Raw genomic sequence first — 14,511 nt, 5'->3', positions numbered from 1 at the left:
GTGTACAAATGTACACAAACTTGCTAGTGTTGTCGCTATTGTTGTACTTCTGGTGCTATCCCGATGACGCTGACCTCTCCCCGTAAAGCCCTGCAGCGACGCCTGTGGGCGCTGTTTATGTTCTTCTTCATTCCCGGCCTGCTGATGGCCTCCTGGGCCACGCGCACCCCCGCCATTCGCGATATTTTGTCCGTTTCTACCGCCGAGATGGGCATCGTACTGTTCGGCCTGTCGATAGGCTCCATGAGCGGCATTCTCTGCTCCGCGTGGCTGGTAAAGCGCTTTGGTACGCGAGCGGTGATCCGCACCACCATGTGCTTTGCCGTGTTCGGAATGGGAATATTAAGCGTGGCGCTGTGGTTTGCCTCGCCGGTGCTGTTCGCCCTGGGCCTGACGGTATTTGGCGGCAGCTTCGGTTCGGCGGAAGTTGCTATCAACGTGGAAGGGGCGGCGGTCGAACGTGAAATGAATAAAACCGTGCTGCCAATGATGCACGGTTTTTACAGCCTCGGCACGCTGGCCGGTGCGGGCGTGGGGATGGCGCTGACGGCCACCGGCGTGAGCGCGAATCTGCATATCCTGCTGGCGGCGCTGGTGTGCATCATTCCGATCCTGACCGGCATCCGGGCCATCCCGGACGGCACCGGTAAGAACTCCGCTGACGAACAGCACTCGGCTGAAAAAGGGCTGCCCTTCTACCGCGACTTCCAGCTGATGCTGATCGGCGTGGTGGTGCTGGCGATGGCCTTCGCAGAGGGCTCCGCCAACGACTGGCTGCCGCTGCTGATGGTGGACGGTCACGGCTTCAGCCCGACCTCCGGCTCGCTGATTTACGCCGGGTTTACGCTGGGGATGACCGTCGGGCGCTTCACCGGCGGCTGGTTTATCGACCGCTACAGCCGCGTGGCGGTGGTACGCGCCAGCGCCCTGCTGGGCGGCCTGGGTATCGCGATGATCATCTTTGTGGATGTGGACTGGATTGCCGGCGTCTCGGTGATCCTCTGGGGGCTGGGCGCGTCCCTCGGCTTCCCGCTGACCATTTCAGCCGCCAGCGATACCGGCCCGGATGCCCCGACGCGCGTCAGCGTGGTGGCAACCACGGGCTATCTCGCCTTCCTGGTCGGGCCGCCGCTGCTCGGCTTCCTCGGCGAGCACTACGGGCTGCGCAGCGCCATGCTGGTGGTGTTAGGGTTGGTCATCATCGCCGCGCTGGTGGCGCGCGCGGTGGCAAAGCCGGAAACAAATCAAACGACACTGGAGAAGGGATATGAGCGTTAAACTGATCGCCGTCGACATGGATGGCACTTTTCTGAGCGATGCCAAGACCTATAATCGGCCGCGCTTTCTGGCGCAGTATGCCCGCATGAAGGCGCAAGGCATTCGCTTCGTGGTCGCCAGCGGCAACCAGTATTACCAGCTGATCTCCTTTTTCCCGGAGATTGCGCATGAAATTGCGTTCGTCGCCGAAAACGGCGGCTGGGTCGTAAGCGAAGGTGAAGATGTTTTTAACGGCGAACTGTCGAAAGCCCATTTCGAGACCGTCGCGAACGTGTTAAACGAGGTTACGGGCATTGAGATTATCGCCTGCGGGAAAAGCAGCGCGTACACGCTGAAATGCTATGACGAGGGCTTTAAGGAGATCGCGGCGAAGTACTATCACCGTCTGGAAATGGTGAGTAATTTCGACAACCTGAACGATATTTTCTTCAAGTTCGGACTCAACGTGTCTGACGATGAAATTCCGCGTATTCAGGCGCTGCTGCATGAAAAGCTGAGTGACATCATGGTCCCCGTCACCACCGGCCACGGCAGTATCGACCTGATCATCCCCGGCGTGCATAAAGCCAACGGCCTGCGGATCCTGCAAAAGCGCTGGGGCATTGACGATAGCGAAGTGGTGGCCTTCGGCGACAGCGGCAACGACGTGGAGATGCTGCGCCAGTCCGGTTTCAGCTTTGCGATGGCGAATGCCAGACCGCATATCAAAGCGGCAGCGCGTTTTGAAGCGCCGCATAATAATGATGAAGGCGTTTTAAACGTGATTGAGAAGGTGTTGAACGGGGAGGCACCGTTTAATTGACCGGTGCGGTCTGGTGCCCTCACCCTAGCCCTCTCCCACAGGGAGAGGGGACTGTTCCGTGCTCGCCAACAGGAAGAGGGAATAAACAGGTTAAGGTTGCAGGGCGTTCCCGACGCGTTTGTCTTTCAGGAACACCACCATCAGGCCAACCCACAGCACGCCGTTGGCGAGGTTAAACAGGCTGAACAGCCCGTTGCCGCCCATCGCGTAGGCATGCTTGCTCACTTCGATACCGACGGTAAAAATCAGCATCTGCAGCATCCCCATCGCAGCTGACACCGTGCCTTTACTCATCTCGCTGGCAAACAGCGTCAGGCGCACCAGCCCGGCGTTGGCCACGCCAATCCCGAAGGCATAAAGACTGAGCCCCGCCGTCATCCACAGGTAGGCGTGGGATGACGCGACGGTAGCCACCGCAGCCAGAATCAGCCCTGCCGCAATCGGCCAGCCGCCCATGATAATCAGCGAACGCACGGTGCGTCGTGACGTCAAACGTGCCAGCACCAGGTTCCCGATAATCAGCGCGCCAAAGATCGGCACCTGCAGCAGGCCATACTCGTAGCTGCTGAGCTTTTCACCGCTGATGATAATGACCGGCGACTGCGCGATCCACGCCAGCAGCGGCAGGCTAACGAACCCGGTCGCCAGCGCGCCCGCCACAAAGCGGCCGTTCTTCAGCACCTCTTTGTAATCCCGACCCAGCTCTTTCAGCGAGAGTTTCTCGCCGATGCGGGTGGCCGTTTCCGGCATCGCCCGGTGCAGGCCAAAGAACGCGAAGGCGGCGAGAACCGCAAAGAGCACAAACATCCCTTCCCACGGCGCAACGTGCACCCACGCGGCACCCACCAGCGGCCCGAGTAAGGGGGCGATCAGCGCCACGTTCGCCATCAGCGCGGTAATTTTGATACACACCGCCTCTTCAAACGACTCCTGAATGGCGGCATACCCCACGGCGCCGATAAAGCACAGGCTCACCCCCTGCAGGAAACGCAGCAGGGTAAATTGTTCAATGTTTTGCGCCAGCAGCGTGGCGAGACAGGTGACGATAAACCACACCACGCCCGTGAGCATTACCGGACGGCGGCCAATACGATCCGACAGCGGCCCTAACAGCCACTGTAAAAACATGCCGCCGGCCAGATAGGCGGTCATGGAGGTCGGCACCCACTCAATACCCGCGTTGTACTGCGCCACAACGGCCAGCATACCGGGCTGGATCATATCGTTGCCGATATAGGTAGAGAATTCGTAGAGCACCAGACACAGAGGGAAAAGCAACGCCTGACGACCCAGACGTGAACCAGAAGAAGAACGGTTTAACATGCAATCTCTTTATAATGACAAAATCGCGACGAGTTTAATGAAATGCCGCAGCCCGAGATAGTGATTTATCGAGGATAAACAGAAATAAAGCACATATCGTCTTCGTTTAAGGTTTCCTTAAGTTGACGCTTCTATGATAGCCCGATTACTCGTCAACGATCCCAAATTATGGCACTCACCTCCAGCCGTTCAGAATTGTCTAACTTACAGACAAATAAGACAAAACGACTTTACCGCTTACCGGGCCGCTTTTATGGTTATCAGCTTTTCGTACTGATCGCCCTTGCCGTGGTGTTTACGTGGCTATCGCGCAGTGAAGCTCTCGACAGATGGATCACCTCCTTTTGGTATGACGCGGCAACGCAGAGCTTTCCGCTACAGAAGGACCACCTGCTGGATCTGCTGAACCACCGCCTGGCGAAGTACATCGCCATCGGCTTAGGTGCCGTGGCGCTGTTTTACGGCGCCTACAAGCGCAACGCAAGGCTGGTCACGGCGGCGCTGCTGATGGGCGTTGGCGCGCTGGTGGTAGGCGTGCTGAAAAGCGTGAGCCATCACAGCTGCCCGTGGGATCTGGTGGAATATGGCGGTAAGGCTATGTCTTATCCCCTGTTCAGCGCCGTCCCTGCTGACAGCGGTCCGGGGCGCTGTTTTCCCGGCGGTCATGCCTCCAGCGGCTTTATGGTGATGGGGCTGTTTTTTGCCTTCTGGCGCGAGCGTCCGCGTCTCGCCTGGTGCTTCGTCGCGCTGGGCGTGGTGTTAGGTCTGGCGATGGGCTACGGCCAGGTCATGCGCGGGGCGCATTTTTTCTCTCACAACCTGTGGGCCGGGTGGTGGGTCTGGTTTTCCCAGGTGGTTGTCTACGGACTTATTTCCACCCGGTTTGCTAAAGAGTGATAACGCTATGTTAGAGAATCTGAATTATCAGCTGTTTTATCTGATCAACGCCACGCCAGCCTCGCCTGAGTGGACGATCGATTTTGCCACCTTTCTGGCAAAAGATCTGATCAGCATCGTGCCTGCACTGGCTGCGATTCTCTGGCTGTGGGGGCCCCGCAGCCAGGTGAAGGCGCAGCGCCAGCTGGTGATTAAAGTGGCGATGGCGCTCGGGGTAAGCGTCCTGGTCAGCTACATTCTCGGCCATGTCTTCCCGCACGATCGTCCTTTTGTTGATCACGTCGGCTATACCTTCCTGCACCACGCGCCGGATGACTCGTTCCCGAGCGATCACGGTACGGTGATCTTCACCTTCGCGCTGGCTTTCCTGTTCTGGCATCGCCTGTGGTCCGGCGCGGTCCTGATGGTGGCGGCCCTGGCAATCGCCTGGTCTCGCGTTTACCTGGGCGTTCACTGGCCGCTGGATATGGTGGGCGGTTTCCTGGTCGGGATGATTGGCTGCGTGAGCGCGGCTATCCTGTGGAGCCTCTTCGGTGAAGCGCTCTACCGCACGCTGTCTTCGCTCTATCGCGCCATTTTCGCTATCCCGATCCGCAAAGGCTGGATACGTGACTAACCCCAACCTGACAGGTTACACTTGAACCCCCGCCCTGCGGGGGTTCACTTTTTTATCCCGAGGAACTATGGAAACACGTCGCGATGACCGCATTGCTCAGCTGCTACAGGCGCTGAAGCGCAGCGATAAGCTGCATCTTAAGGAAGCCGCCAACCTCCTCGGCGTCTCAGAGATGACCATTCGTCGGGATCTGAACAGCGAAAGCGCGCCCGTCGTGCTGCTGGGCGGGTATATTGTGCTTGAGCCGCGTAGCGCCAGCCATTACCTGATCAGCGACCAGAAGACGCGCCTGGTGGAAGAGAAGCGTAAGGCCGCCCGGCTTGCGGCCTCACTGGTACAGCCGCACCAGACGCTGTTTTTTGACTGCGGAACCACCACGCCGTGGATTATCGAAGCTATCGACAGCAGCATCCCTTTTACCGCCGTGTGCTACTCCCTGAACACCTTTCTGGCGCTGCAGGAGAAACCCGAGTGCCGGGTGATCCTCTGCGGCGGCGAGTTTCACGCCAGCAACGCCATCTTTAAGCCGCTTAACCTGCAAGATACGCTCAGCAATCTCTGCCCGGACATTGCGTTTTATTCCGCCGCAGGCGTCAACGTGCGTCAGGGCGCGACCTGCTTTAACCTGGAAGAGCTGCCGGTGAAGCACTGGGCGTTAAGCGCGGCGCAGTATCATGTGCTGGTGGTCGATCACAGCAAGTTTGGCAAGGTGCGTTCGGCAAGAATGGGGGAGCTGGCGCAGTTTGACGCCATCGTCAGCGACTGCCGCCCGGACGACGAGATTGTGGCCCACGCAAAGGCGCAGCAGGTGAAGTTGATGTATTAAGAGGGGTGCAGTCTGATGCCCGCACCCCGGCCCTCTCCCACAGGGAGAGGGAGAAAAAACACAGGCCGGGTAAGCGCAGCGCTACCCGGCAAAAAACTTAGCTGAACCAGCTGCCAAACCACCCGTGGAATTTCATCATCACGAAATCCCACATCCGGCTGAAGAAGCCGCCCTCTTCCACCGCTTCCATCACAATCAGCGGACGCTGTTCAATCGACTTCCCGTTTAGCTGGAAATCAATCGTCCCGACCACCTGGCCTTTTTTCAGCGGAGCCGTGAGCTGCGGGTCGGTCAGGGTATAGCTGGCCTTCAGGTTTTTTAGCTGACCGCGCGGAATGGTCACCGAGCCGCCTTCACCCGCCCCGAGATTGACTTCACTCTTGTCGCCAAACCAGACGCGCTGGCTGACGAACGTGGCATCCGGTTTAATCGGCGTCACGGTCTCATAGAAGCGGAAGCCCCAGGTCAGGAGTTTTTCTGATTCGTTAAAACGGATGCGATCGGTTTTAGTACCCAGCACCACCGAAATCAGGCGCATGTCGCCCTGGGTCGCGGAGGCCACAAGGTTATAGCCTGCGCCCGCCGTGGTGCCGGTTTTCATTCCGTCCACGTTAACGTTGCTGCTCCACAGCAGGCGGTTGCGGTTCGGCTGGCGGATTTTATTGAAGGTAAACTCTTTCTCTTTGTGGATGGCGTATTCATCCGGCACGTCGTGGATCAGCGCTTTCCCCAGCAGCGCCATGTCGCGCGCGGTACTGAACTGTCCCGGTGCATCCAGACCGTGAACCGTTTTGAACGTGGTGTTGGTTAAGCCCAATTTCTGCGCGTAGCCATTCATCAAACCAATGAAAGAATCCTGACTGCCGGCAACGTAATCGGCCAGCGCGATACATGCATCATTTCCCGACTGAATAATTACCCCTTTGTTCAGATCGGAAACGGAGACCTGATCCCCCGGCTTCAGGAACATCACCGAAGAACCCCGCAGCGCCGGGTTGCCGGTCGCCCACGCGTCCTTACCGATGGTCACCATATCGTCCAGCTTGATCTTGCCCGCTTTCAACGCCTGGCCTACCACATAGCTGGTCATGATTTTGGTCAGGCTTGCCGGATCGAGTTTCTCATCCGCATTGCCTTCCGCCAGCACTTTACCGCTGGAATAGTCCATCAGGATCCAGGCGCGCGCATCCACAGGCGGCGCTTCGGGCGCAGCCTGTTCAGCTGCGTAGAGCGTTGGTGCAAACAGGAAAAGGAGCGCAGAGCCTGTCGCAAGGCTGCGCAGAGAAGTCATTTTACGCGTCATAAATGCCACCCGAGTGTCCATTCAAAAATTACGTCACATCACCGTGTCGCAAGAAGCGATGAGTAATAGCGCACTAAAACGGTTAAAGAAACCCAACGAGGGTAAAGTTATTAAAGTTTATGCAATAACATTCAGATACGCTTTGATTCAGACGATTTTTTTGTCTTCTGTTGCGTAATTGTTAGGTTTATCTCACCATGGCGAAAGCTGACCCGGATTCACATCTCATCAGGAGTAAATATGATTACGCTTTGGGGCAGGAACAACTCGACCAACGTTAAGAAAGTGCTCTGGACGCTTGAGGAGCTGGATTTACCGTTCAATCAAATCATGGCCGGCATGTCGTTCGGCGTGAATAAAGAGGCCGACTATCTGGCCATGAACCCGAACGGCCTGGTGCCGCTGCTGCGCGATGATGAAACCGACGCGACGCTTTGGGAATCTAACACCATTGTGCGTTACCTCGCCGCCCAGTATGGTCAAGGGCGTCTGTGGGTAGAAAACCCGGCGCAGCGCGCCCAGGGTGAAAAGTGGATGGACTGGGCGAACCAGACGCTATCCCCGACCCACCGCGTGATCCTGATGGGACTTATCCGCACGCCGGAAGCCGAACGCGATTATCCCGCGATTCACGCCGCGCAGGATGCCTGCGAAAATCTTTTCGCGATGATGGATGACGAGCTGGCGAAGCACGCCTGGTTCTCCGGCGAGGCGTTCGGCACAGGCGATATCGCCGTGGCGCCGTTCGTCTGGAACCTGACCAACATGGGCCTGAAGTGGACGCCGCGCCCTCACCTTGAGCGCTGGCTGAAACAGCTGAGCGATCGCCCGGCGTACCGCAACGTGGTAATGATCCCGGTCACCTGATTACGCACCGGACGGGCTGACTTTTAACAGCTGCCCGTCCGTCTCGTCGGTCAGCACATATAAATAGCCGTCCGGCCCCACCCGCACATCGCGAATACGTTTATCCCGGTCGCCCAGAATTCGCCCGTCCTCCGTTACCTTATTGCCCTCCACGCTCAGCACGATAACGTCCTTTTCCTTCAGCGCGCCGATAAACAGCTTGTTTTTCCACTGCGGGAAGACGTCGCTGTTGTAAAACGCCATACCGCTCACGGCGGGCGACACTTTCCAGACGAACAGCGGTTTTTCGGTTCCCTCAACGTGTTCGCCTTTGGCTTCAGGAATTTTCAGACCGCTGTAGTTAATGCCGTGCGTCGCCAGCGGCCAGCCGTAGTTCTTTCCTTTCTCCGGAATGTTGATCTCATCCCCGCCGCGCGGGCCGTGCTCGTTCAGCCACAGCGCGTCGCTCCAGGGATTCATCGCCATCCCCTGCGGGTTGCGAATGCCGTAAGACCAGATTTCGGGTCGCGCGCCGGGGGTATTCACAAACGGGTTATCCGGCGGCACTTTTCCGTCTTCGGTGAGGCGCACCACTTTACCCTGCAATTTATCCAGATCCTGCGCCGTCGGGCGCTGGTTGTTCTCGCCGAGTCCGATAAAGAGCGAGCCTTTGCCGTCGAATACCAGCCGCCCACCAAAATGGTTACCGGTGGAGAGTTTCGGCATCTGGCGGAACACCACCTGGAAGGTTTCAATGCGCGTAAAATCATCGCTTAACCGGCCATAGCCCACCGCCGTTCCGGCTTTGCCGTCACTTCCGGCTTCGGCGAAGCTCAGCCAGACGCGGCGCGATTTTTCAAAATCCGGGGCGAGGACCACGTCCAGCAATCCTCCCTGACCGTTTGCCCAGACCTTCGGCACGCCGACAATCGGATCGGACAGCCCTTTTCCGGCCTGCCAGCGTTTGAGCTGACCGCCCTTCAGGGTCACCAGCAGGCCTTTATTGTCCGGCAGAAACGCCAGAGACCAGGGATGATCGAGTTTGTTTTGCAGCACCTCGACCTTGACCGCCTCCGGGGCAGCAAGAAGCGAAAACGGAATGAACAGCGCAGGCAGGGAAATTAGCAAGGATCGAGGCATAACGCGCTCCTTTATCGGCATATGGCATAAAGGTTAGCCACTGCATCCGGACGCGTTACCACTTTTACAAAAGCTTAATCAGAAGGGGGAGTTGCCTCCCCCTGGGTCAGTGCTGTTCAAGCTTCTCGTGCTCGTTCAGGCACATGATGCATAGAGAGAGCGTGGTCAGGCAGTTTTCAAGCTTCTCCGCGTTAACAGCGATAAAATTCGGGCAGTCGTGGCGTCCGTTCATCAAACATACCCCAGCGATGGAAAGCACCTCAGCGGCGCGGCGCAGGGCGATCAGCTCACTTTCGCCGTATTTCGCCTTCAGGGTCGGTGCTTTTTCACGCATGAAATTGCAAAGTTCAAACAGGTTATCACGCAGATGTTCGCTTTCGCTGACTGACATATACCCTTTTGCCTTCCTCAACTGCAGGTACGCGGCCAGGTCGATTCGGGCGTTGATCAGCTTGGTAAGCAGATCGCGTTTAAGTCTGTCAACGGTCATGCTCTTTCCTCCTCTGTCAGCCATTGTGCATAGTCAGGATAAGTACATTTTTTGTACAGTTTAATGCCTGGGATCAATTTTTATTAACTGATTAACATTATTTACAATGTTACAACGTCCGCCCGGCGCATCCGCCTTGCAAAGAGTGTATAAATCCCCCGCGATACGCTGTAAAATCCCGCCCTGATAACTCCATAATTGATGAATTTTTAACCTATGAGCAATGTTACGCACCAGCCGAAAATCGGCTTCGTCTCCCTGGGCTGCCCGAAAAACCTCGTGGATTCCGAACGCATCCTGACCGAACTGCGCACCGAGGGCTATGACGTGGTGCCAAGCTACGACAACGCCGATATGGTGATCGTGAACACCTGCGGGTTTATCGACAGCGCGGTTCAGGAATCACTGGAAGCCATCGGTGAGGCCCTGACGGAAAACGGTAAAGTGATTGTTACCGGCTGTCTGGGCGCGAAAGAAGACCAGATCCGCGAAGTGCACCCGAAGGTGCTGGAGATCACCGGCCCGCACAGCTACGAGCAGGTGCTGGAACATGTTCATCACTACGTGCCAAAACCAAAGCACAACCCGTTCCTGAGCCTGGTGCCGGAGCAGGGCGTTAAGCTGACGCCGCGCCACTACGCGTACCTGAAAATTTCCGAAGGCTGCAACCATCGCTGCACCTTCTGCATTATCCCGTCCATGCGTGGCGATCTGGTGAGCCGTCCGATTGGCGAAGTGCTGGCGGAAGCTAAACGTCTGGCCGACGCGGGCGTGAAGGAGCTGCTGGTCATCTCCCAGGACACTTCGGCTTACGGGGTGGACGTTAAACACCGCTCCGGTTTCCACAACGGCGAGCCGGTGAAAACCAGCATGGTCGGCCTGTGCGAGCAGCTGTCTAAACTCGGTATCTGGACGCGTCTGCACTACGTCTATCCGTACCCGCACGTTGACGACGTGATCCCGCTGATGGCGGAAGGCAAAATTCTGCCGTACCTGGATATCCCGCTGCAGCACGCCAGCCCGCGTATCCTGAAGCTGATGAAGCGTCCTGGCTCCGTTGATCGCCAGCTGGCGCGCATCAAGCAGTGGCGTGAAATCTGCCCGGATCTGACCCTGCGCTCCACCTTCATCGTCGGCTTCCCGGGTGAAACCGAAGAAGACTTCCAGATGCTGCTCGACTTCCTGAAAGAAGCGCGTCTGGACCGCGTAGGCTGCTTCAAGTACAGCCCGGTAGAAGGCGCAACCGCCAACGAGCTGGCGGACCAGGTGCCGGAAGAGGTGAAAGAAGAGCGCTGGAACCGCTTCATGCAGCTGCAGCAGCAGATTTCTGCCGAGCGTCTGCAGGAAAAAGTGGGCCGCGAGATAATGGTTATCATCGACGAAGTTGACGAAGAAGGCGCGATTGGCCGCAGCATGGCGGACGCCCCTGAAATCGACGGTGCGGTGTACCTGAATGGCGAAACCAACGTTAAGCCAGGTGATATTATTCGCGTGAAGGTTGAAAACGCCGACGAGTATGACCTGTGGGGTAGCCGGGTTTAATCTTCCTGCTCCTCTTTTGTAGGCCGGGTAAGGCGTAGCCTCCACCCGGCACATTTCACTGCGCTATCCCTTAATCCTCGGATCCAGCGCGTCGCGCAGACCGTCACCCAGCAGGTTAAACGCCAGCACGGTCAGAAAAATCGCCAGGCTCGGGAAGATCGCCACGTGCGGTGCAATCACCATATCCGCCCTCGCCTCGTTCAGCATCGCGCCCCACTCCGGCGTTGGAGGCTGAGCCCCCAACCCTAAAAACGACAGGCTGGCCGCCGAGATAATCGACACGCCGATGCGCATGGTGAAATAGACCACGATGGACGACACCGTACCCGGCAGAATATGGCTGAACAGGATGGTGGCGTCGCTGGCCCCCATGCTGCGGGCAGATTCTATAAAGGTCTGCTGTTTCAGCACCAGCGTGTTGCCGCGCACCAGGCGCGCAAACGCCGGAATCGAAAACACCGCGACCGCTATGATGACGTTGGCCATGCCGCTGCCCATGATCGCCACCACGGCAATCGCCAGCAGAATGCCGGGAAAAGCAAACAGCACGTCGCAGATGCGCATGATGATGCGGTCCCACCAGCCTTCGTAATATCCGGCAACGAGCCCCAGCACGGTACCGATAGCCGCGCCGATCAGCACCGCGAACACCCCGGCGGCAAGCGAGATTTGCGCCCCGACCAGCACGCGGCTAAAGATATCGCGCCCGAGGGAGTCCACGCCGAACCAGTGCAGCATCGACGGTCCGTCGTTCAGACGGTCGTAGTCAAAATAGTTTTCCGCATCAAATGGCGCCACCCACGGCGCAATCACCGCCACTGCAATAAGCAGCAGCACAAACAGCCCCGCGGTCATCGCGACCGGCTGACGGCGAAAACGCCGCCAGAATTCAGACCACGGGGTGCGGACGTGGTCCGGTTTTAGCCCCGGCATCGCGTTTAAAACGGCCTGACGTCGCCAGTTCAACAATCGCATCTTACTTATACCTGATGGCCGGGTTAATGGCGGCGTAGAGCACGTCCACCACTAAGTTGATAAGAATAAACTCCAGCGAAAAAAGCAGGACTTCCGCCTGGATCACCGGGTAGTCGCGCATCTCGACGGAATCGACCAGCAGGCGTCCCAGCCCCGGCCAGTTGAAGACCTTTTCCACCACGATCGAGCCGCCGAGTAGGAAGCCAAACTGCAGCCCCATCATCGTCACCACCGGGATCATCGCATTGCGAAACCCGTGCTTGAGAATGACCCACTTCTCGCTGACCCCTTTCGCCCGCGCGGTGCGAATATAATCTTCGCTCAGCACGTCAACGAACGAGGCGCGGGTAAAGCGCGCCATTACCGCCGAAACGGCAGCCCCCAGCGTCATGGAAGGCAGGATGTAATGCTTCCAGGTATCGGCCCCGACGGTCGGCAGCCAGCCCAGTTCGACGGAGAAGATCTGCATCAGCAGCATTCCCAGCGCGAACGCCGGGAAGGAGATGCCGGTCACCGCCAGCGCCATGCCGAGCTTGTCCGGCCAGCGGTTGCGCCAGACGGCCGCGATAATTCCGGCGCCAAGCCCAAACACGACCGCCCAGCTCATGCTGGCTATCGTTAACCAGAACGTCGGCATAAAGCGACTGGCAATCTCCTCCGACACCGGACGGCGCGACACCATCGAAATACCAAAATCGCCCTGCAGAACGTTACAGACATAGTGGATAAACTGCATATATAGCGGCTGGTCGAGGCCAAGCTGCTTACGCACCAGGTCAATAACGGTGGCATCCGCCTCAGGCCCGGCGACCAGACGCGCCGGATCGCCCGGCAGCATATGGACAAACAAAAACACCAGGACCGCCACAATCAGCAGCGTCGGAATAAGCCCCAGCAGGCGTTTACAAACATAATTCAGCATGAGGTTTATTTTAAATCCGCATCGTCAAAGCTAAAGCCCGTGTCCGGCATGATGTAGAACCCGGTCAACGCTTTGTTATGGGCTGACACCAGTTTCTCAACCACCAGCGGCACCCACGGTGACTCTTTCCAGATAATATCCTGCGCGTCTTTGTAGAGGCGCGCCTTCTCTTCCGGTTTGGTGGTTTTCAGGGCATCGGCCAGGTCTTTGTCCACCTGCGGGTTGCTGTAAAACGCGGTGTTGAACAGGGTTGGCGGCCAGTTTTGCGAGGCAAACAGCGGCGACAGCGCCCAGTCGGCTTCACCGGTCGAGGCTGACCAGCCGGTGTAGAACATCCGCACGCCGCTCTCTTTTTGCCCTTTCCCCTCAACTTCTGCCGCACGCTGTCCGGCATCCATCGCGGTCACCTGTACCTTGATACCCACCTGCGCCAGCTGCTGCTGGGTAAACTGCAGCACCTTCTGGGCGGTACTGTGATTATGCGAGGACCACAGCGTGGTGCTGAAACCGTTCGGGAAGCCCGCCTCTTTCAGCAGCTCGCGCGCTTTAGCCGGATCGTACGGCCACGGCTGATAGCTTTGCGCATAGGCGATCGCCGGTGGCAGCACGCCGGTGGCCGGAGTGGCATATCCGGCAAAGGCGACCTTCACCAGCGCCTGACGGTTAATGGCGTAGTTGATGGCCTCACGCACCTTAGGGTTATCGAACGGCTTTTGCGTGACGTTCATGCTGATGTAGCGCTGCATGATCGACGGGCTGGCGACCAGCTCCAGCTTGCTGTTTTTCTGCAAAATGGCGGCCTGCTCGTACGGGATCGGGAAGGCAAACTGCGCCTCGCCGGTTTGCAGCATCGCCGCGCGGGTGTTGTTGTCCACCACCGGACGCCAGGTGATGGTGTCGAGCTTCGGCAGCCCCTGCTGCCAGTATCCGGCGAATTTCTTCACCTTCACAAAATCGGTCTGGTTCCAGGTAAGCAGTTCATAAGGGCCGGTGCCAACAGGGTGGAAACCGATCTCCTTGCCGTATTTCTTCAGCGCGGCAGGGGAAATCATCGCCGTTGCCGGATGCGCCAGAATATTGATAAACGCGGAGAACGGCTCTTTCAGGGTGATTTTAACCGTCGCCGGGTCGACCACCTCGGTTTTGGCGATGTTTTTATAGAGGTTGTAACGCTTGAGGCTGTTCTCAGGATTGCTGGCGCGGTCGAGGTTTACTTTCACCGCGTCCGCATTAAAGTCGGTGCCGTCCTGGAACTTCACCCCAGTTTTGAGCTTAATGGTGTACACCAGCCCGTCATCCGAAACGGTGTACCCCTCCGCCAGCACGTTTTTGAGCTTCATCTCTTTATCGAGGCCAAACAGGCCCTGATAGAACGATTTCGCCACCGCCTGAGAGAGCGTGTCGTTAGCGTCATACGGATCGAGCGTGGTGAAATTCGAGCCGACGGCAACCACCACGTCTTTGGCAGCGAACGCGGGGGCAGCGGCCAGGGCTGCCGTCACGCTCGCGGCTAACAACCATCTACGCGCTACAAATGTAACCATTGTGTTC

The 14,511-nt window shown here is 57.8% G+C and carries 14 protein-coding genes; 7 read left to right on the top strand and 7 right to left on the bottom strand.

Going from position 1 to position 14,511, the window contains the following annotated elements:
- Positions 1-63 precede the first annotated feature (63 nt).
- Together ACMWLG_RS00470 and ACMWLG_RS00465 are read left to right on the top strand one after the other, a co-directional pair.
- Positions 64-1,278 carry an MFS transporter gene (locus ACMWLG_RS00470; protein WP_023310922.1) on the top strand — a complete coding sequence of 405 codons (1,215 nt, stop codon included), beginning with the start codon at positions 64-66 and terminating at the stop codon, positions 1,276-1,278.
- On the top strand, positions 1,268-2,080 hold the full coding sequence (locus tag ACMWLG_RS00465) for a Cof-type HAD-IIB family hydrolase (protein WP_045403703.1): 813 nt from the start codon (positions 1,268-1,270) through the stop codon (positions 2,078-2,080). The genes ACMWLG_RS00470 and ACMWLG_RS00465 overlap by 11 nt, the downstream gene beginning before the upstream one ends.
- Positions 2,081-2,170: 90 nt before the next feature.
- Here ACMWLG_RS00465 and ACMWLG_RS00460 read toward each other — a convergent pair whose 3' ends face one another.
- Positions 2,171-3,403 (bottom strand): MFS transporter, encoded by a 1,233-nt coding sequence (locus ACMWLG_RS00460; protein WP_045355703.1) that lies wholly within the window; start codon positions 3,401-3,403, stop codon positions 2,171-2,173.
- A 168-nt stretch (positions 3,404-3,571) separates the two neighbouring features.
- Between ACMWLG_RS00460 and ACMWLG_RS00455 the strand changes: the two genes are divergently transcribed.
- The 3 genes from ACMWLG_RS00455 to deoR all read left to right on the top strand — a co-directional run bounded on the left by ACMWLG_RS00455 (position 3,572) and on the right by deoR (position 5,742).
- Positions 3,572-4,300, top strand: coding sequence for a phosphatase PAP2 family protein (locus tag ACMWLG_RS00455; protein WP_045403704.1), 729 nt, complete (start codon positions 3,572-3,574; stop codon positions 4,298-4,300).
- A 7-nt stretch (positions 4,301-4,307) separates the two neighbouring features.
- On the top strand, positions 4,308-4,916 hold the full coding sequence (ybjG, locus tag ACMWLG_RS00450) for an undecaprenyl-diphosphate phosphatase (protein WP_023310918.1): 609 nt from the start codon (positions 4,308-4,310) through the stop codon (positions 4,914-4,916).
- A gap of 67 nt (positions 4,917-4,983) precedes the next feature.
- Positions 4,984-5,742 (top strand): DNA-binding transcriptional repressor DeoR, encoded by a 759-nt coding sequence (gene deoR / locus ACMWLG_RS00445; RefSeq protein WP_008503427.1) that lies wholly within the window; start codon positions 4,984-4,986, stop codon positions 5,740-5,742.
- A 97-nt stretch (positions 5,743-5,839) separates the two neighbouring features.
- Here deoR and dacC read toward each other — a convergent pair whose 3' ends face one another.
- Positions 5,840-7,045 carry a serine-type D-Ala-D-Ala carboxypeptidase gene (gene dacC, locus ACMWLG_RS00440; RefSeq protein ID WP_023310917.1) on the bottom strand — a complete coding sequence of 402 codons (1,206 nt, stop codon included), beginning with the start codon at positions 7,043-7,045 and terminating at the stop codon, positions 5,840-5,842.
- A 240-nt stretch (positions 7,046-7,285) separates the two neighbouring features.
- Here dacC and ACMWLG_RS00435 point away from each other — a divergent pair, with 240 nt between their 5' ends.
- Complete coding sequence (locus tag ACMWLG_RS00435) at positions 7,286-7,912, top strand: glutathione S-transferase family protein (protein ID WP_045403705.1); 627 nt, start codon at positions 7,286-7,288, stop codon at positions 7,910-7,912.
- Here the strand turns inward: ACMWLG_RS00435 and ACMWLG_RS00430 are convergent, their stop codons facing one another.
- Both ACMWLG_RS00430 and bssR read right to left on the bottom strand, forming a co-directional pair.
- Positions 7,913-9,031: a PQQ-dependent sugar dehydrogenase gene (locus tag ACMWLG_RS00430; RefSeq protein WP_045403706.1), complete on the bottom strand. Its 1,119-nt coding sequence runs from the start codon at positions 9,029-9,031 to the stop codon at positions 7,913-7,915.
- Between the two features lie 106 nt (positions 9,032-9,137).
- A complete protein-coding gene (gene bssR / locus ACMWLG_RS00425) occupies positions 9,138-9,521 on the bottom strand; it encodes a biofilm formation regulator BssR (protein ID WP_045355708.1) in 384 nt (127 codons plus the stop codon).
- A 216-nt stretch (positions 9,522-9,737) separates the two neighbouring features.
- Between bssR and rimO the strand changes: the two genes are divergently transcribed.
- Positions 9,738-11,063 carry a 30S ribosomal protein S12 methylthiotransferase RimO gene (rimO, locus tag ACMWLG_RS00420; protein WP_045403707.1) on the top strand — a complete coding sequence of 442 codons (1,326 nt, stop codon included), beginning with the start codon at positions 9,738-9,740 and terminating at the stop codon, positions 11,061-11,063.
- 63 nt (positions 11,064-11,126) lie between these two features.
- Here the strand turns inward: rimO and gsiD are convergent, their stop codons facing one another.
- From gsiD to gsiB, 3 genes are read right to left on the bottom strand one after another with little or no spacing between them, the layout of a single operon-like run.
- Positions 11,127-12,038 (bottom strand): glutathione ABC transporter permease GsiD, encoded by a 912-nt coding sequence (gene gsiD / locus ACMWLG_RS00415; RefSeq protein ID WP_024908682.1) that lies wholly within the window; start codon positions 12,036-12,038, stop codon positions 11,127-11,129.
- A gap of 1 nt (position 12,039) precedes the next feature.
- Positions 12,040-12,960, bottom strand: a complete 921-nt coding sequence (gsiC, locus tag ACMWLG_RS00410; protein WP_045619672.1) for a glutathione ABC transporter permease GsiC — start codon at positions 12,958-12,960, stop codon at positions 12,040-12,042.
- A gap of 5 nt (positions 12,961-12,965) precedes the next feature.
- Positions 12,966-14,504 (bottom strand): glutathione ABC transporter substrate-binding protein GsiB, encoded by a 1,539-nt coding sequence (gene gsiB / locus ACMWLG_RS00405; RefSeq protein ID WP_045403713.1) that lies wholly within the window; start codon positions 14,502-14,504, stop codon positions 12,966-12,968.
- Positions 14,505-14,511 lie beyond the last annotated feature (7 nt).

The organism is Enterobacter sp. 01-M-02-SI-ECC, from assembly GCF_047530595.1.
Classification (GTDB): Bacteria; Pseudomonadota; Gammaproteobacteria; order Enterobacterales; family Enterobacteriaceae; genus Enterobacter; species Enterobacter cloacae_M.
This window is presented reverse-complemented; position numbering and strand designations above follow the sequence as displayed.